Annotated in this window: 19 protein-coding genes; 6 read left to right on the top strand and 13 right to left on the bottom strand. The window is 64.3% G+C overall.

All coding sequences use genetic code 11. The features are described 5' to 3' along the window. Positions 1-47 precede the first annotated feature (47 nt). Both AWB68_RS03700 and AWB68_RS03705 read right to left on the bottom strand, forming a co-directional pair. Positions 48-1,409, bottom strand: coding sequence for an ABC transporter substrate-binding protein (locus AWB68_RS03700; RefSeq protein ID WP_087643008.1), 1,362 nt, complete (start codon positions 1,407-1,409; stop codon positions 48-50). Between the two features lie 308 nt (positions 1,410-1,717). Further along, a complete protein-coding gene (locus AWB68_RS03705; RefSeq protein ID WP_087643009.1) occupies positions 1,718-2,491 on the bottom strand; it encodes an L-iditol 2-dehydrogenase in 774 nt (257 codons plus the stop codon). 313 nt (positions 2,492-2,804) lie between these two features. Here AWB68_RS03705 and AWB68_RS03710 point away from each other — a divergent pair, with 313 nt between their 5' ends. From AWB68_RS03710 to AWB68_RS03725, 4 genes are read left to right on the top strand one after another with little or no spacing between them, the layout of a single operon-like run. Further along, complete coding sequence (locus AWB68_RS03710) at positions 2,805-3,263, top strand: Fur family transcriptional regulator (protein WP_087643010.1); 459 nt, start codon at positions 2,805-2,807, stop codon at positions 3,261-3,263. Positions 3,264-3,308: 45 nt separating this feature from the next. Then, a complete protein-coding gene (locus tag AWB68_RS03715) occupies positions 3,309-4,205 on the top strand; it encodes a metal ABC transporter solute-binding protein (RefSeq protein WP_087643011.1) in 897 nt (298 codons plus the stop codon). Further along, positions 4,202-5,110: a metal ABC transporter ATP-binding protein gene (locus tag AWB68_RS03720; RefSeq protein WP_087643012.1), complete on the top strand. Its 909-nt coding sequence runs from the start codon at positions 4,202-4,204 to the stop codon at positions 5,108-5,110. Before AWB68_RS03715 ends, AWB68_RS03720 begins: the two co-directional genes overlap by 4 nt. After that, on the top strand, positions 5,103-5,885 hold the full coding sequence (locus AWB68_RS03725) for a metal ABC transporter permease (protein ID WP_087643013.1): 783 nt from the start codon (positions 5,103-5,105) through the stop codon (positions 5,883-5,885). The genes AWB68_RS03720 and AWB68_RS03725 overlap by 8 nt, the downstream gene beginning before the upstream one ends. Before the next feature lie 759 nt (positions 5,886-6,644). On the opposite strand, the gene fghA is transcribed toward AWB68_RS03725, so the two are convergent. The 4 genes from fghA to AWB68_RS03745 all read right to left on the bottom strand — a co-directional run bounded on the left by fghA (position 6,645) and on the right by AWB68_RS03745 (position 11,370). After that, a complete protein-coding gene (gene fghA, locus AWB68_RS03730; RefSeq protein WP_087643014.1) occupies positions 6,645-7,493 on the bottom strand; it encodes an S-formylglutathione hydrolase in 849 nt (282 codons plus the stop codon). Between the two features lie 12 nt (positions 7,494-7,505). Further along, positions 7,506-8,612, bottom strand: coding sequence for an S-(hydroxymethyl)glutathione dehydrogenase/class III alcohol dehydrogenase (locus AWB68_RS03735; RefSeq protein WP_087643015.1), 1,107 nt, complete (start codon positions 8,610-8,612; stop codon positions 7,506-7,508). A gap of 34 nt (positions 8,613-8,646) precedes the next feature. Continuing rightward, entirely contained in the window at positions 8,647-9,879 is a 1,233-nt protein-coding gene (locus AWB68_RS03740; RefSeq protein WP_087643016.1) for an AGE family epimerase/isomerase, read from the bottom strand. Between the two features lie 78 nt (positions 9,880-9,957). Continuing rightward, entirely contained in the window at positions 9,958-11,370 is a 1,413-nt protein-coding gene (locus AWB68_RS03745; protein ID WP_087643017.1) for a xylulokinase, read from the bottom strand. Between the two features lie 335 nt (positions 11,371-11,705). Here AWB68_RS03745 and AWB68_RS03750 point away from each other — a divergent pair, with 335 nt between their 5' ends. After that, on the top strand, positions 11,706-13,085 hold the full coding sequence (locus AWB68_RS03750; RefSeq protein ID WP_125482860.1) for a nucleobase:cation symporter-2 family protein: 1,380 nt from the start codon (positions 11,706-11,708) through the stop codon (positions 13,083-13,085). Positions 13,086-13,250: 165 nt separating this feature from the next. Here the strand turns inward: AWB68_RS03750 and AWB68_RS03755 are convergent, their stop codons facing one another. The 3 genes from AWB68_RS03755 to AWB68_RS03765 are packed head-to-tail and all read right to left on the bottom strand — an operon-like array spanning position 13,251 to position 19,353. After that, positions 13,251-14,888 carry an efflux transporter outer membrane subunit gene (locus AWB68_RS03755; RefSeq protein ID WP_087643019.1) on the bottom strand — a complete coding sequence of 546 codons (1,638 nt, stop codon included), beginning with the start codon at positions 14,886-14,888 and terminating at the stop codon, positions 13,251-13,253. Between the two features lies 1 nt (position 14,889). Beyond that, the gene (locus AWB68_RS03760; RefSeq protein ID WP_087643020.1) at positions 14,890-18,093 is read right to left on the bottom strand and encodes an efflux RND transporter permease subunit; all 3,204 of its coding nucleotides are present in this window, start codon (positions 18,091-18,093) and stop codon (positions 14,890-14,892) included. Positions 18,094-18,108: 15 nt separating this feature from the next. Further along, positions 18,109-19,353: an efflux RND transporter periplasmic adaptor subunit gene (locus tag AWB68_RS03765; RefSeq protein ID WP_087643021.1), complete on the bottom strand. Its 1,245-nt coding sequence runs from the start codon at positions 19,351-19,353 to the stop codon at positions 18,109-18,111. Between the two features lie 440 nt (positions 19,354-19,793). Here AWB68_RS03765 and AWB68_RS03770 point away from each other — a divergent pair, with 440 nt between their 5' ends. After that, positions 19,794-20,441 carry a TetR family transcriptional regulator gene (locus AWB68_RS03770; protein WP_087643022.1) on the top strand — a complete coding sequence of 216 codons (648 nt, stop codon included), beginning with the start codon at positions 19,794-19,796 and terminating at the stop codon, positions 20,439-20,441. Here the strand turns inward: AWB68_RS03770 and AWB68_RS03775 are convergent. From AWB68_RS03775 to AWB68_RS03790, 4 genes are all read right to left on the bottom strand, one after another. Further along, a complete protein-coding gene (locus tag AWB68_RS03775) occupies positions 20,421-21,047 on the bottom strand; it encodes a cysteine hydrolase family protein (protein ID WP_087643023.1) in 627 nt (208 codons plus the stop codon). The genes AWB68_RS03770 and AWB68_RS03775 overlap by 21 nt on opposite strands. Before the next feature lie 111 nt (positions 21,048-21,158). Further along, positions 21,159-21,983: an SRPBCC family protein gene (locus AWB68_RS03780; RefSeq protein WP_087643024.1), complete on the bottom strand. Its 825-nt coding sequence runs from the start codon at positions 21,981-21,983 to the stop codon at positions 21,159-21,161. A 55-nt stretch (positions 21,984-22,038) separates the two neighbouring features. Next, positions 22,039-22,407, bottom strand: coding sequence for a DUF427 domain-containing protein (locus AWB68_RS03785; protein WP_087643025.1), 369 nt, complete (start codon positions 22,405-22,407; stop codon positions 22,039-22,041). A gap of 214 nt (positions 22,408-22,621) precedes the next feature. Further along, positions 22,622-23,107 carry a hypothetical protein gene (locus AWB68_RS03790; protein ID WP_087643061.1) on the bottom strand — a complete coding sequence of 162 codons (486 nt, stop codon included), beginning with the start codon at positions 23,105-23,107 and terminating at the stop codon, positions 22,622-22,624. Positions 23,108-23,225: the final 118 nt, after the last annotated feature.

Below are 23,225 nucleotides of genomic sequence, written 5' to 3' on the forward strand. Positions count from 1 at the left end.
CCTCTCAGACGCCGCGCGGCCCGCTTTACTGCGATGGGCTACTGCGCTTACTTCTGATACCCTGCCTGTTTCACCGCGCGGTCGGCGGCGGCGTTGCCAGCTTTGAGCGCGGCATCGACGGTGGTTTGTCCGGCGACGACACCCGCGATCGACTGCCCGACCACGGTGCCGAACGACTGGAACTCGGGAATGCCGACGAACTGGATGCCGCTGTACGGCACCTTCTTCAGCGACGAATCGTTCGGATCGGCCGTTTCGATCGCCTTCAGCACGAAGTCGCCGAACGGTGCGGCCTGCTTGTACTCGGGCCGCGCGTAAGTCGACTTGCGGGTTCCGGGCGGCACCGAGGCCCAGCCTTCATCCTTGCCGGCCATCTCGATGTATTGCTTGCTCGTCGCCCACGTGATGAACTTCTTCGCGGCATCCTGCGACTTCGACGTCTTCGGGATCGCGAGCGACCACGACCACAGCCAGTGCGAGCCCTTCGGCGTCACGGCGATCGGCGCGGCGGCGAAGCCGATCTTGTCGGCCACTTGCGACTGCGCCTTGTTGTAGAGCATGCCGGCCGCGACCGTCGCGTCGATCCACATCGCGCACTTGCCCGACGACATCAGCGTGAGGTTCTCGTTGAAGCCGTTCGAGCTGGCTCCCGGAGGGCCGTCGCTCTTCAGCAGGTCGGCGTAGAAGCTGACCGCCTTGTGCCACTCCGGCGTGTCGAGCTGGGCATGCCAGGTCTCGTCGAACCAGCGGCCGCCGAACGTGTTCACCACCGTCGACACGAACGCCATGTTCTCGCCCCAGCCCGCCTTGCCGCGCAGGCAAATGCCGTACTGGCCCTTCGACTTGTCGGTGAGCTTGTCGGCGAACTGCTTGATCTGGTCGTAGGTCGGCTGGTCGGGCATCTTGAGGCCAGCCGCCTGGAACAGGTCCTTGCGGTAGTACGTCATCGAGCTTTCGACGTAGAACGGCAGCGCGTACAACTGGCCGTTGTACGAGAGACCGTCGCGAGCGGACTTCACGACGTCTTCGAGATCGTAGTCGGCGGGCAAGTTGGCCATCGGCACGAGCCAGCCGCGCTTGCCCCACTGCGGCGCTTCATACGTGCCGATCGCCATCACGTCGAACTGGCCGCTGTTGGTGGTGATGTCGGTCGTCGCGCGCTGGCGCAGCACGTTTTCCTCGAGGATCACCCACTTGAGCTGGATGTCGGGATTCGCTTTCTCGAATGCCGGCGACAGCTTCTTCAACTCGATCATGTCCGGGTTGTTGAGGGTGGCGATCGTCACCGTGGTGGCGGCTTTCGCGGCCATCGGGACCAGCGCGGCCGCGGCGAACGCGGCAAGGGCAAGCGTGCGTGCGGCCGTCGTGCGGCCTTGCAATGCTCGAACGTTTAGTTGGGCGCATTTCATGTTGGTTCGTCTCCTTTTTCGTGAGCACGGGCACTCGTGCTGCGTGGCTTGCCGATTGCTGGCGTGATGCGGGTGTATTCGATGCGTACTCGCTGCGTAATCGATACGTACTCGTGCGCATTGCTGCGGCTCCTGAGCCTCGCCGGCTGACAGGAGATACCGGTATGGAAGACGGCGTGCGCCGTCGTTCAAACTGCGCCGTTCCAATATAGACGGCGCCCGAAGGCAATCAAGTTGAGTGAAGCGAACGGCTCGCGGCGCGGCGGACTCACGCGCCTTGACGAGCCGTCGCGTGCTTCAGTTCAGCTTCAGCTCATCCAGTTGCCGCCGTCGACGTTCAGTGTCTGAGCGGTGATGTAGTCCGAATCCGGCGACGCGAGGAACAGCGCCGCGCCCGTCAGGTCGGCGGGCAGCCCCATGCGGCCGAGCGGCACTTCCTCGCCCACGACGCGTTTCTTCTCGCCGAGCGGCCGGTTCTCGTACTTGGCGAAGAGCGCATCGACCTGCTCCCACATCGGCGTATCGATGACACCCGGCGCGATGCCGTTCACGTTGATGCGCTCTTTCGCGAGCGCGAGCGCGGCCGACTGCGTATAGCTGATGACGGCGGCCTTGGTCGCGCAATAGTGCGAGACCAGCGCTTCGCCGCGGCGCCCCGCCTGCGACGCCATGTTGATGATCTTGCCGCCGCGTCCCTGCTCCACCATCCGAAGCGCGACCGCCTGCATCAGGAAGAACATGCCCTTCACGTTGACTGCATACAGGCGGTCGTACACGTCCCAGGATTCGTCGAGGATCGGGCGCATGTCGAAGAGCGCCGCGTTGTTGAAGAGAATGTCGATGCCGCCGAAACGCTCGACCGTCGCACCGACGATGCGCTTGATGTCGTCGCGCTTGGTCACGTCGGCGCGCAATGCGAGCACACGGTCCGCGGTCGCGCTGAAACGCTGGGCCAGTTCACCCTCGTCCTTCACATCGACGACGACGACTTTCGCGCCTTCATCGAGATACCGCTTCGCTACCGCCTCGCCGATGCCGCTCGCGGCGCCAGTCAGAATCGCTACCTTGTCTTGCAGTTTCAAGGCTTGTCTCCGGGTTCGTTTTTCGATCGTCGCGCCGAGCGAACGCTCTGCGTGCGAACAATTGCTCTCTCTTTGATCGAATGATCGGCGACGCATCGAGCGCTGTCAAGGCACGTTGCGATCTTTCGATGCTGCGCCGCGCAATCATTGTCGTCTCCGGGAAAACCCCTGCCAGCGCGGCTGACAGCCAAATCGAAGGCATTTCGAACCCAACCCGACGGAGCATCGTTCGTCATGCAAAACCCGGTGATACGTTATATCATCTCGGAAAATTCCGACTCCGGCATCGGCCGGGTCACTACTGCGAAACCTCATGTCCGAGTCTTGCGAACACATGCTTTTGCGTGCCGAGGCGCTCGCCGCTGAACGCGGCCTTGCGCTCACGCCGCTCAGGCGCCAGGTCTACGAACTCGTCCTGCGCGCGCAAAAACCGATCGGCGCGTACGACCTGATCGACGCGATGGAGCCGCATCGCGGCGGCCGCGTGCCGCCCACGACCATCTATCGCGCGCTCGACTTTCTGGTGGAGAACGGCTTCGTGCACCGCATCGCGTCGAAGAATGCGTTCCTCGCGTGCTGCGACGTCGGGCAACCGCACGAAAGCCAGTTCCTGATCTGCGAAGAATGCGGCGCCACGCTCGAGATTCCCGGCGACGAACTCGCGTCGACGCTCTCGGCGAGCGCGCCCGCGCACGGTTTCGAAGTGCGCCATCAGGTCGTCGAACTGAGCGGGCTTTGCAGCGAATGCCAGCAAAAGCACCGCGGCGCGTAGTCCTTCCAGCGTGACCCTTCCAATCACCATCCGGTCGACATCGACATGAAAAAAATCCTGATGGCCGCGGCGCTCGTCGTGGGCTTTTGCAGCGGCGCTGCTTCACAGGCACAAGTACAGGCACAAGCACAGACATCAACCATTCCGGTCGTCGCAGCCGAGAACTTCTATGCCGACGTCGTGAAGCAACTTGGCGGCGACCGCGTCCAGGTGACGAGCATCCTCAACAACCCCGACGAAGACCCGCATCTGTTCGAGGCCAGTCCGAAGACCGCGCGCGCGTTGCAGCATGCGGCGCTCGTCGTCTATAACGGGGCCGACTACGATCCGTGGATGGACAAGCTGCTCGCCGTATCGAAGGGTGACAAGCGCACGACGATCGTCGTGGCGCAACTCGTCGGGCGGAAGTCCGGCGACAATCCGCATCTCTGGTACGACCCGGCCACGATGCCGGTCGTCGCGAAAGCCGTGAGCGGCTTTCTAGTGCAGGCCGATCCCGCGCACAAGAGCGACTACGACGCGCGCCTCGCGACATTCCTCGCGTCGCTGAAGGCGATCGACAACCGCGTCGCGGTGCTCAACTCGCACTACAAGGGCGTGCCCGTGACCGCAACCGAGCCCGTCTTCGGCTACATGGCGGACGCGATCGGTTTCGAGATGCGCAACCGGCGTTTCCAACTGGCCGTGATGAACGACACGGAACCGAGCGCCGCCGATATCGCCGCCTTCGAGAACGACCTGCGCGAGCGGCGCGTGCACGTATTGATCTACAACAGCCAGGCCACGGAAGCGCTGACGAAGCGCATGTTGAAGCTGGCGAAGGATTCGCGCCTGCCGAGCGTGAGCGTCACCGAGACGCTGCCCGCCGGCAAGACCTTCCAGCAATGGATGATTTCCCAGCTCGACGCCCTGTCGGGCGCGCTGCAGGGATGGCAGCGATGAGCGGCGTATCCAGCATCAACGACGCGCTGAGGGTCGAGCATGTGACGCTCGAACTCGGCGGCCGCGCGATCCTCAACGACGCGAGCTTCACGGTGCAAACCGGCGAATTCATCGGCGTGCTCGGGCCGAACGGCGCCGGCAAGACGACGCTGATGCGCGCGCTCCTCGGCCTCTTGCCATTGACGGGCGGCTCGATCCGCGTGAACGGCGAAGCGGTCGTGCGCGGCAATCCGTCGATCGGCTACATGCCGCAGATCCGCAGCGGTCTTGCGGGACGGCGCGTGCGCGGTCGTGACTTCGTCGCGATGGCCGCCGACGGTCATCACTGGGGACTGCCGCACGCGAGCGCCGCGATCCGCGCGGATGTCGATCGCGTGCTCGATCTCGTCGATGCCCATGCGCTCGCCGCGCGGCCGCTATCGGAGTTGTCGGGTGGCGAGCGGCAGCGCCTGCTGCTCGCGCAGTGCCTGCTTGGCAATCCGAAAGTGCTGCTGCTCGACGAGCCGCTGATCAGCCTCGACCCGCGTCATCAGACGGGCGTCGTCGATCTCGTGCGGCGGGTGCAGCGCGAGTTGAACATCACCGTGCTGTTTTCCGCGCATGAGCTCAATCCGCTTTTGAATTCGCTCGACCGCGTGCTGTATCTCGGCAACGGTCGCGCGGCGCTCGGCACGGTCGACGAAGTCATCACGAAGCCGGTACTGTCGCAGCTATATGGCTCGCCGATCGACGTCATGCGCGTGAACGGGCGCATTTTCGTGATGTCGGGCGATGTCGAGATCGAGAAGCTCGATCACGCGCACGAGGAAGGCGACGACGGCCACGAGCATGAACATGAGCACGATCATGGGCATGACCACGGTCACGGTCACAAGGCCAAGGGGAAGCATACGCACAATGTTTGAATACGACTTCATGGTGAATGCGTTCGCGGCGTCGGGGATCGTCGCGGTGCTGGCGGGGATCGTTGGTTATTTTCTCGTGTTGCGCGGACAGACCTTCGCCGGTCATGCGCTTTCTCACGTGGGATTCACCGGCGCGACGGGCGCGGTGCTGGTCGGCGTGTCGCCGCTCTGGGGCATGGTCGGGTTCACGCTCGCGGCGGGGATTGGCATGGGCGCGCTCGGCGAGCGGCTGTCGGGGCGCGATGTCGCGATCGGGGTGATTTTGTCGCTGTCGCTTGGGCTCGGGTTGTTGTTTTTGCACTTCTTCACCGCCTACGCAACGCAAGCTACTGCGCTTCTGTTCGGCAATGTGCTTGGCGTGAGTCACGAGACGCTTGTCGTGCTGGCGGGTCTTGCTGCGGTGAGTCTTTTGGCGCTTGCGGCGATTATGCGGCCGTTGCTGTTCGCTTCCTTGCAGCCGGAACTGGCCGAGGCGAAGGGGGTGTCGCTGCGCTTCGTTTCGGTGCTGTTTCTCGCGATTACGGCGCTTGCAGTTGCGGCTTGCACGCAGATCGTGGGCGTGTTGCTGGTGTTCGCGTTGATGGTCGGGCCGGCGGCGGCCGCGCAGAACGTGACGACGCGGCTCTGGACCGGGCTGGTACTCGCTGCGGTGTTTGCCTTGGGGCAGGCTTGGGCCGGGTTGGTGCTCGCTTACTACACCGACTGGCCTACGAGTTTCTGGATCACGATGCTCGCGGCTTTGGTCTACGGCGGGAGTCTGGTCGCACGGAGGTGAATTGCGCTGGCGCTTGGGGGTGGAGTTGGAGTTGGAGTGTTTACACCGTTTGATGCGCTCAGGCTTCTATTGAACTTGTTTTCTTAGTGGTTTATTTGCTCTGCCCCTGTCCGGGGCGGGACTCACTTTCTTTGCTGCTGCAAAGAAAGTAAGCAAAGAAAGCAGCTTGCCACCGCAAATCCTTGCCATGCGCCGCTAGACCGCTCCCTCGGAGTGGTCCAACCGGGGGAGTGTCGTTAGCGGGGTTTCATCGTTGTTGGCATGTAGAAGAGGTACGGGCATCGCACCGCCATACGAAGTGGACCAGCAGTCATTCATCCAGCCTCGCGCTTCGCGCTCACCCGTAAGGCAAAATCAACACCCATCGCTATATCTATATCCTGCGTTCGTGCTTGCTCCATGCTTCAATTCACCGCTTAGCGAACCTGTCGTCGGGCACGAAGTGCCAAGACGGATGAATGACTGCTGATCCACTCCCGGTAGTGGTGTGACGCGCGCGCCTTTTCTACATGCCAACAACGTTGAAACCCCGCTAACGACACTCCCCCGGTTGGACCACTCCGAGGGAGCGGTCTAGCGGCGACTGGCAAGAATTGGCGGTGGAAAGCTGCTTTCTTTGCTTACTTTCTTTGCAGCAGCAAAGAAAGTGAGTCCCGCCCCGGACAGGGGCAGAGCAAATAAACCAAAAACAATACAAGTTCCATGGAAGCGCAACAAAATCAAACGGCGTAAACCACCCCCCAAGCGCCAGCGACCCTTTCACCGATATAGAACCCGCGCATGATGCGCAATATGCTCCCCGATGAAGGTCGAGATGAAGTAATACCCGTGGTCATATCCCTCATGCCGCCGCAGCATCACCTTCTGCCCCGCCGCAGCAGCGGCAGCCTCGAAAACCTCCGGATACAACTGCTCGGCGAGAAACTGATCCGCGAGTCCCTGATCGATGAGAATGCCCTCGGCAAAGCGCCCCGCCGAAGCGCCTCCGACCAGCTCACTCGCGTCATAACGCTTCCACGCTTCGCGATCCTCGCCAAGATACCCCGACAACGCCTTCACGCCCCAAGGACACCGTGAAGGCGCCGCAATCGGCGCAAACGCCGACACCGATCGATACAGGTCAGGATTGCGCAGCGCCAGCACGAGCGCGCCATGTCCGCCCATCGAATGCCCGAAGATGCCAAGCCGGTCCTCGCGCACCGGCAGTTCCGCGAGCACGGCCTCACGCAGGTCCTGCGTCACGTAGGAATACATCCGATAGTGCTTCGACCACGGCTCCTCGGTCGCATCGACATAAAACCCCGCGCCGACGCCAAAGTCCCACGCCGCGCTCTCGTTCGCCACGCCCGCGCCGCGCGGACTCGTATCGGGCGAAATCAGCGCGATGCCGTGCTCGGCCGCGTGACGCTGCGCGCCCGCCTTGATCGGAAACGTCTCCTCGGTGCAAGTGAGACCCGCGAGATAAAACAGCGCAGGCACCCGCCCCGACGATGCCTGCTGCGGCAAAAATACCGAAAGGCGCATCGGCAGGCCGATCGACTTCGAGTCGTGCCGGTACGTCCGCTGCACGCCGCCCCACGAGCGGTGCTCTTCCACGATTTCAAGCATCGTCGTCTCCGGTCAGTACAGCACGACGGAGCGGATCGACTCGCCCTTCTTCATCAGGTCGAAGCCCTCGTTGATGCGTTCGAGCGGCAGGCGGTGCGTGATCAGGTCGTCGATGTTGATCTTGCCTTCCATGTACCAGTCGACGATCTTCGGCACATCGGTGCGTCCGCGCGCGCCGCCGAACGCCGAGCCCTTCCACTCGCGGCCCGTCACCAACTGGAACGGCCGCGTCGAGATTTCCTCGCCCGCCGCCGCCACGCCGATGATGAACGACTGCCCCCAGCCCTTGTGCGTGCATTCGAGCGCCTGACGCATCACCTTCGTGTTGCCGATGCACTCGAACGAGTAATCGGCGCCGCCATCGGTCAACTGCACGATGTGGTCGACGACGTTCTCGATCTCCTTCGGGTTGATGAAGTGCGTCATGCCAAACTTCTTCGCCAACTCGACGCGCCCCGGATTCAGATCGACGCCGATGATCTTGTCCGCGCCAACCATCTTCGCGCCCTGGATCACGTTCAACCCGATCCCGCCGAGCCCGAACACGACCACATTCGCGCCCGCCTCGACCTTCGCCGAATACACGACCGCGCCCACGCCCGTCGTCACGCCGCAGCCGATATAGCAGATCTTGTCGAACGGCGCGTCTTCACGCACCTTCGCGACCGCGATTTCCGGCACGACGATGTAGTTCGAAAACGTCGACGTGCCCATGTAGTGGAACAGCGGCTTGCCGTCGATCGAGAAGCGCGACGTGGCATCGGGCATGAGTCCGCGGCCTTGCGTCGAGCGGATCGCCTGACACAGGTTCGTCTTGCGCGACAGGCAGAACTTGCACTGACGACACTCCGGCGTATAGAGCGGAATCACATGATCGCCCTTCTTCAACGTGCCGACGCCCGGCCCCACATCGACGATCACGCCCGCGCCTTCATGCCCGAGAATCGCCGGGAAGAAGCCTTCCGGATCGGCACCGGAGAGCGTGTAGTAGTCGGTGTGACAGATGCCCGTCGCCTTCACTTCGATCAGCACTTCACCGGCGCGCGGCCCTTCGAGGTCGACTTCCTCGATCGTCAGCGGCTTGCCCGCTTCCCATGCGATGGCGGCTTTGGTCTTCATCGTTCGGCTCCTTGTTCGTGGCAAATCAAATCATTCAGCGCGTGACGTTCAACACCTCGTAGCACGCGCCCATCGTGTGGTAATCGACCTTGCCGGCCGGGCTTTTCTCGTCGCTGTACTGGCGGTTGTCGCGCGTGAGGATGCGATACCAAGCGCCGTACTTGTGATCGACGAAATGCGCCCAGCTATAAGTCCACAGTCGATCGTATTCGTTCCAGTAATGTTGCGCGGCGGCTGCGTCGCCGAGCGTCGACATGCGCTCCGCCAGCAACGCGGCCGTCGCGAGCGACTCGGCCTGGACCCAGAAGTACTTGTCTTCGTCGTAGAAGCGGCCGTCCGGGTCGAATCCGTAGACCATGCCGCCGTGCTCGTCGTCCCATGAAAGTTCCAGCGCGCGGTCGAACAACTCGCGCGCTCGCTTCAGATGCCACGCTTCGGGCCGATGCCGGTCGAGGATCAAGAGCAGCTTCGCCCATTCGGTCTGATGTCCCGGCTGAAAACCCCACGGACGAAAGATGTTGCTGCGATCGCCCTTGTTGTACGCCCAGTCGACCGACCAGTCAGGCTTGTAGTGCTCCCATACGAGCCCGCCCGAAAGCGACGCCTGCCGGTTCACCATGTTGTCGGCGAGCAGCGCGGCGCGATCGAGATAGCGCGTGTCGTTCGTCGCCTCGAAGGCTGCGAGCATCGCCTCGCACGCGTGCATGTTCGCGTTCTGCCCGCGATAGTCGGACACTCGCCAGTCGGCGGTCGCTTCGTCCTTGTAGAGGCCGTGTTCCGCGTCCCAGAAGCGTGCCTCCATCAGGTCCCACGTTTCGTCGAGATAAGCGCGCGCCGCTTCGAAGCCCGCTTCAAGCGCTTTCGCATACGCGAGCACGACGAACGCCAGGCCGTAGCAGTGGTTCGTGCCGTCGGTGACGTCGCGGCCGTCGAGCGTCCACGCATAGCCGCCCGTCGCGGGATTGCGGTGAAACGCGCGCAAGTACTCGATGCCGTGCGCCACGCCGCCGCGATATTCATCGAGGCCGAAGTGCTTGTACGCCATCGCGTAGTTGAAGACGAAACGCGTGCTCGACACGAGATGACGCGTCTTGCGGTCGTAGAGCGTGCCGTCGTTCTTGTAGAAGTGGTAGAAGCCGCCCGCCGGGTCCATGCAGTGCGGGTGATAGAACGTCATCGTGCGCAACGCGTGATCGAGCAGGAACTCGCGCGAGCGGAAATCGGGGTGTGCGGGCTTTGCGGATGTCGAAGGGTCGATGGCGGGCATGGGAAGGTTCGATGTTTTGTCGCGATGCCGCGCTCGTCGAACGCGGGCCACAAGTTTAAGCGCTCGCTGGGACTCGCGTCAGAACCAGTCGCGCACGCGCCCGTACAGGTCGATGAAACGCGCATGCCTGGCTTCAAGCGAGGCGTCGGCGTTCGGCGTGGCGGCCAGCGTCGTCGAGGGCGCGAGTGACGCGAGGTCGCCCGCATGCCAGTGGCCAAGCGCGAAGCCGCCGAGCAGCGCGGCGCCGCGCGTCGCGGCGTTCGGGCAATCGACGGCATGCAGTTCGACCTTGAGCGCATCGGCAAGCAACTGCCGCCAGCGCGGATTGATCGAGCCGCCCCCGGCAAGACGCATCGTGCCGATGTCGGCGCCGCTCGCGCGGATCGCATCCAGCCCGGCACGCAGCGAAAACGCGACGCCTTCGAACGCCGCGCGCATCAGGGTGCCGCGCGTATCGCCGAGGCCGAGGCCGAGCCAGCCGCCGCGCGCCGATGGGTTCATCCAGGGCGACCGCTCGCCGCTCAGATACGGCAGGAACGTCACGCGCTCGGACGGTTGCGCGGCGAACGCGTCTTCGTAGGCGCGCGGCCACGCATCGAACGCGAGCCAGCCGCGCACCGCTTCGAGCGCCACGCCGACATTCTGCATCGCCGCCATCCGATACCAGTCGTCGGTGGCCGCGCGATACGCGTGCAAGCCATCGACCGGCTCGGGCGCATCGTGCGACATCACGACGATCTGGCCGCCCGTGCCCGTCGTGAGGAGCGCGTCGCCGTCGGCGCAGAGGCCGCTGCCGAGCGCGGCGCAGGGCGTGTCGCCGGCGCCGACCGCGAGCACGATGCCCGCTTTCAATCCGATCGCGCGGGCCGCGTCGGCGGACAACGTGCCGGCCACCGCATACGAAGGCGCGAGCGGCGGGAACCACGCGCGCGGCAAGCCGAGTCGCTCGATCAACGCGTCGTCCCACAGGCCAGACGGTTCGGCGAGCGCCGTCGCGCAGGCGTCGGACGGATCGGTCGTGAGCTCGCCGCCAAGCTTCGTGCGCAGCCAGTCTTTCGGCTGCATTGCCCAGCGTGCCTCGCGGTGCAACGCGGGTTCGTTCAGCGCGATCCAGCGCAGCAACGGCCCGGCCATGCCCGGCGCGACCGGATTGCTTTGCGGCGACGGCCACGCGTCCAGCAAATCGCGCGCGCGTGTGTCGGGCCACAGCATCGCGGGACGCAGCGCCCGCCCTTCGTCGTCCGTCAGCACTACGCCGTGCATCTGCCCGGAAAAGCCGATGCCGCGCACCGCTTCGCGCTCGTTCGCCGGCAATCGCGAAGCGGCGGCCACGAGCGCGTTCCACCATTCGTCGACCGGCGTCTCGGCCCAGCCCGGATGCCGGGTCGACACCGTATAGGCCGCATTCGAGAACGCAATTTCGCGCCCGCCCTCATCGACGATGGCGAGTTTCAGCGAAGCCGTGCCGAGATCGATGCCGAGAAATCGCATGAGAATTTACCGTCGAAAACGCTAAGGGAAAACGCGGATTATCGCGGGTTAACCCGCCATTGCCGCACGAATGGTCGAAAACGGAGTATGTCGCCGAGCGGATAAACATCATAACGACGCGCACAACATCGTGGCCTTATGCCACGCGACAAAAATCGCCCGATATGCGCCGCGGCCTTTGCAGTCAAGCTTTGCGCCCGGCGAGGCCGGACTTCGAGGGCGCCCGGCATATCACCCGGCGAACGCGACGTATAGAGCCGCGCAGTCTTGTTGAGGCTTTTTAAGCCGCTTACCTTTGAGGCCACCAAATCAGAACTGGAAGAAGGAGACAACACATGGCTTCGAACACCGTACATCCGTGCGACGAGCGGCTACCCACCGGACAATTGCTCACGCTGGGCATTCAGCACGTACTCGTGATGTACGCGGGCGCGGTGGCGGTACCGCTGATCCTCGGCGCGGCAATGCACCTGCCGAAAGACCAGGTCGCGTTCCTCATCAGCGCCGACCTCTTCTCGTGCGGCATCGCGACCCTGATCCAGACGCTCGGCCTCTGGATCTTCGGCATTCGCCTGCCCGTCATCATGGGCTGCACGTTCGCGGCCGTCGGCCCGATGGTCGCGATCGGCACGAACCCGAGTCTCGGCATCCTCGACGTGTTCGGCTCGACGATCGCGGCGGGTGTCGTCGGCATCCTGCTCGCGCCGATCGTCGGCAAGCTGCTGCGCTTCTTCCCGCCGGTCGTGATCGGCACGGTGATCGCGGTGATCGGGCTCTCGCTGATGGGCGTCGGCATCAACTGGGCGGCGGGCGGCGTCGGCAGCCCGGACTACGGCAATCCCGTGTACCTGCTGCTGTCGCTCGTCGTGCTGACGCTGATCCTGCTGATCAACAAGTTCATGCGCGGCTTCATCGCGAACATTTCGGTGCTGCTCGGGATGGTCGCGGGCTTCGTGATCGCGGCGACGCTCGGCCTCGTCAACATGGACGGCGTCGCGCACGCTCCGTGGGTCGGCGTCGTGCTGCCGTTCCACTTCGGCTTGCCGCACTTCGACCCGCTCTCGATCGCGACGATGATCATCGTCATGTTCGTCACCTTCATCGAATCGACCGGCATGTTCCTCGCGGTCGGCGATCTGGTGGAGCGACCGGTCGACCAGAAGGCGCTGGTGCGCGGCCTGCGCGTCGATGGACTCGGCACGCTGATCGGCGGCATCTTCAACTCGTTTCCGCATACGTCGTTCTCGCAGAACGTCGGGCTGATCGGCGTGACGGGCGTGAAGAGCCGCTTCGTCTGCGCGACGGGCGGTGTGATTCTCGTCGTGCTCGGCCTCTTTCCGAAGATGGCGCAGGTGGTGGCATCGGTGCCGCCGTTCGTGCTCGGCGGCGCGGGCATCGTGATGTTCGGGATGGTCGCGGCGAACGGCATCAAGGTGCTGTCGAAGGTGGACTTCGTGAAGAATCACCACAACCTGTTCATCGTCGCGGTGAGTATCGCGATGGGGATGGTGCCGGTGGTCGCGCCGAAGTTCTTCTCGCAACTGCCGCATGCGCTCGAACCGATTCTGCATAGCGGGATTCTGCTGGCTTCGGTGTCAGCGGTGGTGCTGAACGTCGTGTTCAACGGGGTGAGGAAGGAACGCGAAGCCCGTTGCGAGATTCGGAGCGCGGGGCATGATTTCGACGGGACGGCGCATGCCGGGGAAGTGAAGTAAGGGCGAGCCAGAACGCGTCGCTGCGCAAACGCCACGGTGCGAACCGTGGCGTTTTTTGTTGTGCGGCGTGCTCGGGTCGAACGACACCTGATGCTTCAAGCGCCGGACACAAAAAAAACGCAGCCTCTTTCGAGGACTGCGTTTTTTCATCTGGAGCGACTACCTTCAGTCCGGCGCGTTGCCCTTCGCAACCGTATCGGCCTGAGGTGCGGACGGTAGCAAGTGCTCGACCGGCGTCAGCTTCGACACCGAAGCGCCCGAAGCGCCCGACGCCGGCACCGCCGCAGGCGCCGTCGCCCCGTAATCCACCGGCGCATCGGCCGGACGCGGCTGATCGCCGGCATGCTCGATCCAGCCACCGCCGAGGAACTGATACAAATCGACGAGGTTCGTCAGCCGCTGCAAGCGCGCGTTGATCAGCAGCTGCTGCGCGTTATACAGATCGGTCTGCGCGGTCAGCACTGCAAGATAACTGTCGACGCCATTGCGATACCGCAAATCCGACAAGTCCAGCCGCCGGCTCTGCGACTTCACGAACAGTTCGAGCGCCTTGATCTGGTCGTCGAACGTGCCGCGCGCGGCCAGACCATCCGCGACTTCGCGGAACGCATTCTGGATCGCCTTCTCGTAATTGGCGATTTCGATGCGCTTTTGGACCTGCGCCAGATCGAGATTGGCGACGTTCGCGCCGCCCTCGAAGATCGGCAGCGAAATCTGCGGTGCGAACGACCACGCCGCCGATCCCGGCTTGAACAGGCCGCCCAGCGTCGGCGACAGCGTGCCGAAGCTGCCCGTCAGCGAGACGCGCGGGAAGAACGCCGCGCGCGCCGCGCCGATGTTCGCGTTCGCGGCGAGCAGCGACTGCTCGGCGGCGGCGATGTCCGGCCGGCGCGTCAGCAGTTCGGACGGCAGGCCGGCGGGAATGTCGGACAGCAGGTTCTGGGTGTCGAGCGGCAACGCGGGCGGCAAATCGTCCGGCAGCGGCTCGCCGACCAGCAGCACCAGCCCGTTCTCGGCCTGCGCACGCAGACGCATTTCCGTTTGCAGGTTCGCGCGCGCCTGCTCCACGACGCCTTCCGCCTGCCGCACGTCGAGTTCGGAACCCACGCCGTTGTCGAACTGGAGCGTGGTGATCCGGTACGACTCGTCGGCGGTCTTCAGCGTGTTGCGCGTGACGGTGAGCAGGTCGTCGACGGCGAGCATCTGCAGATACTGGTCAGCCACCGACGACACCAGCGAAATCTCCGCCGCCTTGCGCGATTCGGCCGTCGACAGGTACTGCGCGAGCGCCTGGTCCTTCAGGCTGCGGATGCGCCCGAAGAAGTCGATTTCCCACGACGCATTCAACCCGACCGAATACGTGTTCGAGATCGTCTGGTTGAAAAACGACAGGTTCTTCGGCGTGCGCGTCTTGTTCTGGCTGGCGCTCGCATCGAGCGTCGGATAGAGCGCCGCGCTCGTGATCTGGTACTGCGCACGCGCCGCTTCCACATTGAGCACGGAGACACGCAGATCGCGGTTGTTCTTCAACGCAAGCTCGACGATGCGCTGCAGGCGCGCATCCGCGAAGAAGTCGCGCCAGCCGATGTCGGGCGCGGCGACGTTGTTCGCCGTGCGCCCGTTGCTAGCGGTCGACGACGCGTTCGGCTGGTTCGCGTAGACGCCGCCTTCCGGAAACGTCTGCGTGACGGGCGCCGGAGGGCGCTCGTATTTCGGCTCGAACGTGCAGCCGGCCGCCACCAGCGCGACGGCCGCCGCGATCAGTGAAAGCTTCAGTGAATGCAAATGTGACTGTTTAAGCATTTCAATGTCCTTCCTTGGCCGCGCCGCTGCCGCCGTTGCTGCCGTTACCGCCGCCGTGCGGGCCTTCTTCGATCGCACCGGACGTGCCGGGCGTCGGCGTATCCTTGCCCTTGCTGAACTTGCTGATCACGACAAAGAACATCGGGATCATGAAAATCGCCAGGAAGGTCGCCGTCAGCATCCCGCCGATCACGCCGGTGCCGATCGCGTGCTGGCTCGCCGAACCCGCGCCATTGCTGATCGCGAGCGGCAGCACGCCGAGAATAAACGCGAGCGACGTCATCAGAATCGGCCGCAGCCGCAGCCGCGCCGCTTCCACCGCGGCTTCGATCGTCGTCATGCCCTGGATGCGCAGTTCGCGGGCGAATTCGACAATCAGAATCGCGTTCTTCGCCGACAACCCGACCGTGGTCAGCAGGCCGACCTGGAAGAACACGTCGTTTTCCAGCCCGCGCACGGTGGCCGCGAGCAGCGCGCCGAGCACGCCGAGCGGCACGACCATGATCACCGAGAACGGAATCGACCAGCTTTCATACAGCGCCGCGAGACACAGGAACACGACGAGAATCGAGATGCCGTACAGGATCGGCGCCTGCGAACCCGACTGGCGTTCCTGATACGAGAGCCCCGTCCATTCGTAGCCGATGCCCGCCGGCAGCTTCGCCGCGATGGCCTCGATAGCCGTCATCGCCTGGCCCGTCGACTTGCCCGGTGCCGCCGCGCCCTGGATTTCGACCGCCGAGATACCGTTGTAGCGTTCGAGCTTCGGCGACCCGAAAATCCAGGTGCCCGACGCGAACGCGGAAAACGGCACCATCCCGCCCGCCGAATTGCGCACGTACCACGCGTTCAGGTCTTCCGGGTTCATGCGGAACTTCGCCTCGCCCTGCAGGTAGACCTTTTTGATCCGGTTGTCGACGTCGAGGAAGTTGTTGATGAACTGCGACGCCCACGCGATCGAGAACGTCTGGTCGATGTCGAAAGCCGTCACGCCGAGCGCGCTCGCTTTCTCGCGGTCGATATTGACCTTGAACTGCGGGTTGTCGTTCAGGCCGTTCGGGCGCACCTGCGCGAGCGACGGATCTTTCGCCGCCATGCCGAGCAGCATGTTGCGCGCTTCCATCAGCTTCGCGTGCCCGAGGCCCGCGCGGTCCTGCAGTTCGAAGTCGAAGCCCGACGCCGTGCCGAGTTCAGGAATCGACGGCGGGTTGACCGGGAACACCATCGCGTCCTTGTAGCCCGCGAAGTGCCCGAACATCCGGCCGACCAGCGCCGGCACCTTCTCGTTCGTCGACTGCCGCACCGCGTAGTCCTTCATCCGCACGAACACGAGACCCGAGTTCTGTCCGCGGCCGGCGAAGCTGAAGCCGTTCACCGTGAACACCGATTCCACGATGCTCTTCTCGTCGTTCAGCAAGTAGTTCTGGACGTCGGCGAGCACCTTGGCCGTGCGCTCCTGCGTGGACCCCACCGGCGCCTGCACGAGCACGAACATCGTGCCCTGGTCTTCGTCCGGCAGGAACGACTTCGGCAGCCGGATGAACAGCATCCCCACCGCCACGATCACCACCAGATAGATGATGAGCCAGCGGCCCGAACGCTTGATCACGTGCTCCACGCCGCTGTGGTACTTCTGCTGGCTCTTCGCGAACGTGCGGTTGAACCAGCCGAAGAAGCCGGTCTTCTCGTCGTGGTGGCCTTGCGGAATCGGCTTCAGGATCGTCGCGCACAGCGCCGGCGTCAGGATCAACGCGACGAGCACGGACAGCACCATCGCCGCGACGATCGTGAGCGAGAACTGCCGGTAGATCGCGCCGACCGAGCCGCCCGAGAACGCCACCGGCACGAACACCGCCGACAGCACGAGCGCCACGCCGATCAGCGCGCCGGTGATCTGCTCCATCGCCTTGCGTGTGGCATCGCGCGGCGACAAGCCCTCCTCCGCCATCACCCGCTCGACGTTTTCCACCACCACGATCGCATCGTCCACGAGCAGGCCGATGGCGAGCACCAGCCCGAACATCGACAGCGTGTTGATCGAGAACCCGACGATCGACATGATCGCGAACGTGCCGAGCAGCACCACCGGCACGGCGATCGTCGGGATCAGCGTGGCGCGCAGGTTCTGCAGGAACAGGTACATGACCAGGAACACGAGCACGATACCTTCGATCAGCGTCTTGACCACGTCCTCGATCGAGAGCTTCACGAACGGCGTCGTATCGTACGGATACTTCACGACGAGCCCGTGCGGGAAATACTTCGACAGGTCGTCGATCTTCGTGCGCACCAGTTTCGCCGTCTGCAGCGCGTTCGCGCCGGTGGCAAGCTGGATACCGAAGCCGGCCGTCGGCGCGCCGTTGTACTTCGTGTCGAAGTTGTAGTTCTCGCCGCCGAGGTCGATGCGCGACACATCCTTCAGGCGCACTTGCGAGCCGTCCGGGTTCACCTTCAGCAGGATGTTGCCGAACTGCTCGGGCGTCTGCAGCAGCGTGGCTTCCGTGATGGTCGCCTGCAGCATCTGCCCCTGCACCGACGGCGTGCCGCCCAGCCCGCCGCCCGCGATCTGCACGTTCTGGTTCGTGATCGCGGTCTTCACGTCGACTGGCGTCAGGCCGTAGTTGGTCAGCTTGATCGCGTCGAGCCAGATGCGCATCGCGTACTGCGAGCCGAACAGCGTCACCGTGCCCACGCCGTCGATCCGGGAGAGCGGGTCCTGCACCTTCGACGCCACGTAGTTCGCGAGGTCGTACTTGTTCATGCTGCCGTCTTCGGAGACGAACGCCAGCACGAGCAGGAAGCTGCTGCTCGACTTCGTGACCTTCGTGCCGAGCTGCTGCACGGCCTGCGGCAGAAGCGGCGTGGCGAGCTGCAGCTTGTTCTGCACCTGCACCTGCGCGATGTCCGGGTTCGTGCCGGCCGCGAAGGTGAGCGTGATGGTCGCCGTGCCCGAGTCGTCACTCGTCGACGACAGGTACAGCAAGTGGTCGAGGCCGCTCATCTGCTGCTCGATCACCTGCGTCACCGTGTTTTCGACGGTCGTGGCCGACGCGCCCGGATAGGTCGCGCTGATCTGGATGGCAGGCGGCGCGATAGTCGGATACTGCGCGATCGGCAGGTTGAAGATCGACGCGACCCCCGCCAGCATCAGGATGATGGCGATCACCCAAGCGAAGATCGGGCGATCGATAAAAAACTTTGCCATGAAACAGGCTCCCTGTTATTTCGCGGCGGACGCGGCGACAGCGCCTGACGCAGCGCTCACACCGCTCGCGGCGGGCGCGGCGGGCGCAGCGCCGGAGGCCTGCGCACTCGACGCCGGCTGCGCGGGCAATTGAGCTGCGACCGGCTTCACCGTCATGCCGGGCTTCGCTTTTTCGACGCCGTTCAGGATCACGCGGTCGCCGGGATTCAGGCCGCTGTCGACCACCCAGTTGCTGCCGAACGTGCCCGACGTGACGAGCGGGCGCAGTTCGACCTTGTCGCCCTGGCCGACCACGAGCGCCACCGCCTGCCCCTTCTGGTCGTGCGTCACGCCGATCTGCGGCACGACGATCGCGCGGTCGTTCACGCCTTCCTCGATGCGCGCGCGCACGAACATGCCCGGCAGAAGCACGCGGTCCTTGTTCGGGAAGATCGCGCGGACCGTGACCGATCCCGTGCCCTGGTCGACGCTCACGTCGGAGAACTGGAGCTTGCCGGCTTCCGGATACACGCGGCCGTCCTCGAGCACGAGCGTCACCTTCGCCGCGTTGATGCCGTTGGTCTGCAGGCGCCCTTCCTGGATCTGGCGGCGCAGCTTCAGGCCATCGACGCTCGATTGCGTCAGATCCACGTACACCGGATCGAGTTGCTGCACGGTGGTCAGCAGGGTCGCCGCGCTCGCCTGCACGTAGGCGCCCGGCGTCACTTGCGAGAGACCGGTGCGGCCGGTGATCGGCGAGACGACGTCCGTATAGCCGACGTTGATCTGCGCGGTATCGACGGCGGCGCGGCCGGCCGCAACATCCGCGACCGCCTGGCCTTGCGCGGCGACGGCGTTGTCGTAGTCCTGCTTGCTCACCGCGTTCGCCGCGACGAGCACCTTGTAGCGTGCGACCAGCGCGTTCTGCGTGACGACGTTCGCCTGCGCCTTCGCGAGCGATGCCTTCGCGTTATTCAGCGCGGCGATGTACGGCGCCGGGTCGATCTTGTAAAGACGCTGGCCGACCTTCACATCGGAGCCTTCGATGAAGTCGCGGCGCAGCACGATGCCGTCGACTCGCGCACGCACCTGTGCGTTCAGGAACGAGTTCGTGCGGCCCGGCAAATCGGCCGTGACGGGCACTGAGGTGGTCTGGACGGTGATGACGCCGACTTCGGGCGTCTGCGGCGGAGGCGCCGATTGTTTTTGTCCGCAGGCTGCAAGGATGATGGCAGCCGTCGCGGCACTGATTAAGCGGAATGGAACCCGTTCGACGCGCATGGAAGCGACCTCTGTCTAAGACTGAGTTTGAAATAAGTGCGCGGCCGCCTTCTACGGGCAGGCCGCGCACGAGCGTCTCGACGACGCTGACCTACAGCCGGCAGGCGCTGATGCGACCGGTTCGCCGACTTGTCATTCAGATGCCCGCGCGCGGCGCTGTGCGGCGCTGGCCGGAGGGACGGCCTTGACGGGCGTACAAATTGAAAGCTGTGTCGGATATTAACCGGTCGATGCTGCCTGGGCCATCGATCGACGGAGGGTATTGTATATACATTCATGAACGAATGTTAAAGTGACGACCGATGTCCGGGACGGGGCGTGCGAGCGGATTCGTCTCCGCGGCATCGATTACTCTCGACAAACATTCGACATGGCTGCGGTTGCGCCAGCAACGAAGCAGGAGCAGAAGTAAGCAGGAGATGACGGCTAAGCCGCAAGATATGGTCAGACGAACCAAGGAAGAAGCGCTCGAGACGCGCAATCGAATCCTCGACGCCGCCGAGCGCGTATTTTTCGAGAAGGGTGTATCGCGCACGTCGCTTGCCGACATCGCGCATGAGGCCGGCGTGACGCGCGGCGCGATCTACTGGCACTTCGCCAACAAGGGCGATCTTTTCACCGCGATGTTCGATCGCAGCCTGCTGCCGCTCGACGAACTCGTGGAGGCCTCGCTCGATACGAAGGAACCCGACCCGCTCGGCCGGATGCGCGACATCTTTATCTGGTGCATGCGCAATATCGCGCTCGACGAGCAGCGCCGGCGGGTTTTCGACATCCTCTTTCTCAAGTGCGAGTTCGTCGAAGAGATGGGTCCGGTGCGCGAGCGGCACCAGAACAACATGCGCGAGGGCATCGAGAGGATCGAGCGCGGTCTTTTCAACGCGATCGAGCAGGGGCAACTGCCCGCCACGCTCGACACGCGGCTCGCCACGACGCTCCTGCACGCGCTGTTCACGGGGATTCTGCACGACTCGCTGATGCTGCCCGAAGGCGTCGATCTCGATCGCGACGCCGAGCGCCTCCTCGACGCCTGTTTCGACTCGCTGCGCTTCAGCCCGGCGCTGCGCTCAACCCACCGCGCGAGCTGAACGCGCCTTCTGGTTCGACGCGTAGATCGTGTCGCGCGCGGGCGGTGCGCCGGTATCGAGCGCGGCGAGCCATTCGTCGGTCGTCAGCACGGCCGCGAAGCGCGACTGCATCACCACCGTGAATACGCGATGGATCTCTTCCGCGCTCGCCCTGCCCGCACGGTTTTCATAAGGCACGGCGCCGGTCGCGTCGGCGAGGAATTCCACCGACAAACCGGCGTGCACCGCGTGCTTCACCGTCGAATCGTCGCAGTTGTGGGTCATGTACCCCGCGATCACGATCGTGTCGATGTCATGTTGCGCGAGCCAGGCGGCGAGATCGGTGCCGGCGAAGGCGCTCGGCATCGATTTTTCGATCAGATGCGCGCGCGGCCGGGTCGCGACCACCTCGTGCAGTGCGGCACCGTCCGATCCGCGCGCAAAAAGCGGCGACGCGGCGGGCGCCACGTTCTGCACGACGACGACCGGCACGCCATGCCGGTTAGCGGCGTCGATCGCCCGGCCGACATTGGCGAGCGACACGTTTACATCGGGATATTCGATTGGCAGGTTGCCGGTGACGTATTCATTCTGTACATCGATTACGATCAGCGCACGGCGGGACATGGTCTGGCTCCTTCGGAATGGCTGTGGACGGAACCCATTCTCGCAAGCCACGAGCGTTCTACGTCGCCATATCGGCGGGAGTTTCGAGCGGTCTAGCGGAGCGGCAAGCGCCTACTGCAACCCCACCCGCTGCGCAAAGAACGCGAACAACGCGATGCAGACAAGCATCGTCGCCCACGCCCAGCCGGGCAAGCCGAGCGGATGCGGATCGTCCGAATGGTCGCGGTCGTGACGTCCCAGCCCATGCCCCGGCAGCCGGTGATGCAGCACACCGCTCGCGGCATCGGCGGCCGGCGCGCGAAGCTGGCGCGGCGGATTGCCCGCGCGCCGCGAAAATGCCGCCGACATCGTGCTCGGCCGCAGAAACACATGACGCCGCGAACTGGCTTCCTGCTGCGCCCGAATCGACGGCAAGCCGTGCTTCGCACGCACGACTTCGCAGAACTCGGAGAAGAAATCGTCGGCCACTTCGCGCAGCGAGTTTTCGATCTGCCGCGACGGCAAGCCGGCGAGCGGACCCGAAACGGTCGCCCAGACGGTGTATTCGACCCACGTCGATTCGCTGGTGGCGTCCGGATTGAGCGCGACGGCAATCTGCCCGCGCAACGACCCGACGCCTTCGCCGCGCGCCTTGAAGCTGAGCGTGCGGGCGTAGTTGTCGGAGGAGGAACTGGATGCACCGGCGGGAGAGGCCGCGTCCGGTTCGCCTTCCGCGTGCGCCGCCTGCCTCGTGCGGCCGGCCGTGTGCGCGCGGATCTCGTAGCGCGCACGCAACGCGCCGAGCGGCACGATCATCGTGAGCGCGTATTCGCCGCCGGGCAAGCGCGCGAACGATTCACAGTTGTCGAGACTCGCGCGCAGCAACGCCAGGTCGCCAAGCGCTTCCCGGACGTGCGCCGGGTCGAGCGGAACACGCAACGCATCGGTGACTTCCATCTGAGCCTCCCAGGCAAAGATTGCACTCGTTTGTTTTTCTTGCGGCGTTGGTAAATCAGGAAGTCTCGTCGATACGATCGACGCGCGATGCATAAAACGCAAGGTAACCCTTGATTTGCGCAGCACCCTCGATGGGTTGTTCGTAGCTCCAGGCGGCGTTTTCGACCGGACCGTCTTCGGTCAGCAGATGGTAATAGGTGGCGTCGCCCTTGAACGGGCAATGCGAGGTATGGATCGAGCGTTCGAGACGCGCCATGTTCACGTCGGCGCGGGGGAAATAATGCACGGGTGGCAGGCCGGTTTCCGCTAGCGTCAGCGACGCATGGGTGTCCGCGTAGGTGACGCCCTGATGGATCACCCGGCAGCGACGGCCGTTCGGCGTGATCTCGATGCGATGCGCGGATTGATGCGTGTCGGTATTCATCGATGCCCTCCCGGTTCGGCTGAGGAGAAAACGCGAGGCCGCCTTCCAACTTCGTGCCAGTTTCATGCCGATACTGCGCGCACAAAAAAAGCCACGGACCAAGACGATGCCCGTGGCTTCATTATGAGCAAACTCCGGCCGGCTGTGTGGGCGCTTTCGCTCCCTTGACGAAGACTTTTTGCGCGGCCGGCGCCGGCTGCGCCTCGCTAAGCGCTCACTGAATGCTCCAGTGGAAAGCGACTTTCGCCCTGCCGGGGCCCGAGACGCTCACTGCACGGTGCTGTTCCTGGTCCTTGTACTTCGCGTACACGGTGTACTGGCCCGGCGGCAGCTTCACGAGCATGTAAGGCCCCATCGCCTCGGTGCCGAGCACCTCGCCGTTTTTCCCATCCACGATCCTCACGTGGACGCCGGATAGATAGTCCGCGGTCGGCCCCGTAAAGCGCAACGAAAGCGGCCAGCGCGACTGTTCGCGCAACAGCGCCTTCGATTCGTCGAGACCGACGCCGCCCGAGGTGTACGAGACGCTGCCTTGCTGCTGAACCTGCGGCAGCCCGCCGCCGTTCGTGTTGCCCGCGCTGCTCATGTCGCTGGTATCGGTGGTCGACGCCTGCGCCCACGCGCCGCCGGCCGTGCCGAGCGCCACGATTGCCGCTACCGCGGCCGCCATCGTCGTCGTGCGGCTGCTCCTGGTCCTGATCGTCATTGGGTCCGCTCCTTGTGTCCGCTTGTCCGCGGGCTTAACCGGAATCACGCCCGATGCGTCGCTCCGACGCGATGGGGCACCAGGCACCTGCCCCGCATACTTCGTGCCCGGT

This window comes from Caballeronia choica (assembly GCF_001544535.1).
Classification (GTDB): Bacteria; Pseudomonadota; Gammaproteobacteria; order Burkholderiales; family Burkholderiaceae; genus Caballeronia; species Caballeronia choica.

Coding starts and splice junctions, on each gene's coding strand:
- AWB68_RS03760 (WP_087643020.1), bottom strand. CDS start 18,093: ATGGCAAAGTTTTTTATCGATCGCCCGATCTTCGCTTGGGTGATCGCC.
- AWB68_RS03735 (WP_087643015.1), bottom strand. CDS start 8,612: ATGAAGACCAAAGCCGCCATCGCATGGGAAGCGGGCAAGCCGCTGACG.
- AWB68_RS03710 (WP_087643010.1), top strand. CDS start 2,805: ATGTCCGAGTCTTGCGAACACATGCTTTTGCGTGCCGAGGCGCTCGCC.
- AWB68_RS03700 (WP_087643008.1), bottom strand. CDS start 1,409: ATGAAATGCGCCCAACTAAACGTTCGAGCATTGCAAGGCCGCACGACG.
- AWB68_RS03770 (WP_087643022.1), top strand. CDS start 19,794: ATGGTCAGACGAACCAAGGAAGAAGCGCTCGAGACGCGCAATCGAATC.
- AWB68_RS03780 (WP_087643024.1), bottom strand. CDS start 21,983: ATGGAAGTCACCGATGCGTTGCGTGTTCCGCTCGACCCGGCGCACGTC.
- AWB68_RS03720 (WP_087643012.1), top strand. CDS start 4,202: ATGAGCGGCGTATCCAGCATCAACGACGCGCTGAGGGTCGAGCATGTG.
- AWB68_RS03740 (WP_087643016.1), bottom strand. CDS start 9,879: ATGCCCGCCATCGACCCTTCGACATCCGCAAAGCCCGCACACCCCGAT.
- AWB68_RS03765 (WP_087643021.1), bottom strand. CDS start 19,353: ATGCGCGTCGAACGGGTTCCATTCCGCTTAATCAGTGCCGCGACGGCT.
- AWB68_RS03750 (WP_125482860.1), top strand. CDS start 11,706: ATGGCTTCGAACACCGTACATCCGTGCGACGAGCGGCTACCCACCGGA.
- AWB68_RS03725 (WP_087643013.1), top strand. CDS start 5,103: ATGTTTGAATACGACTTCATGGTGAATGCGTTCGCGGCGTCGGGGATC.
- AWB68_RS03745 (WP_087643017.1), bottom strand. CDS start 11,370: ATGCGATTTCTCGGCATCGATCTCGGCACGGCTTCGCTGAAACTCGCC.
- AWB68_RS03715 (WP_087643011.1), top strand. CDS start 3,309: ATGAAAAAAATCCTGATGGCCGCGGCGCTCGTCGTGGGCTTTTGCAGC.
- AWB68_RS03785 (WP_087643025.1), bottom strand. CDS start 22,407: ATGAATACCGACACGCATCAATCCGCGCATCGCATCGAGATCACGCCG.
- AWB68_RS03755 (WP_087643019.1), bottom strand. CDS start 14,888: ATGCTTAAACAGTCACATTTGCATTCACTGAAGCTTTCACTGATCGCG.
- AWB68_RS03775 (WP_087643023.1), bottom strand. CDS start 21,047: ATGTCCCGCCGTGCGCTGATCGTAATCGATGTACAGAATGAATACGTC.
- fghA (WP_087643014.1), bottom strand. CDS start 7,493: ATGCTTGAAATCGTGGAAGAGCACCGCTCGTGGGGCGGCGTGCAGCGG.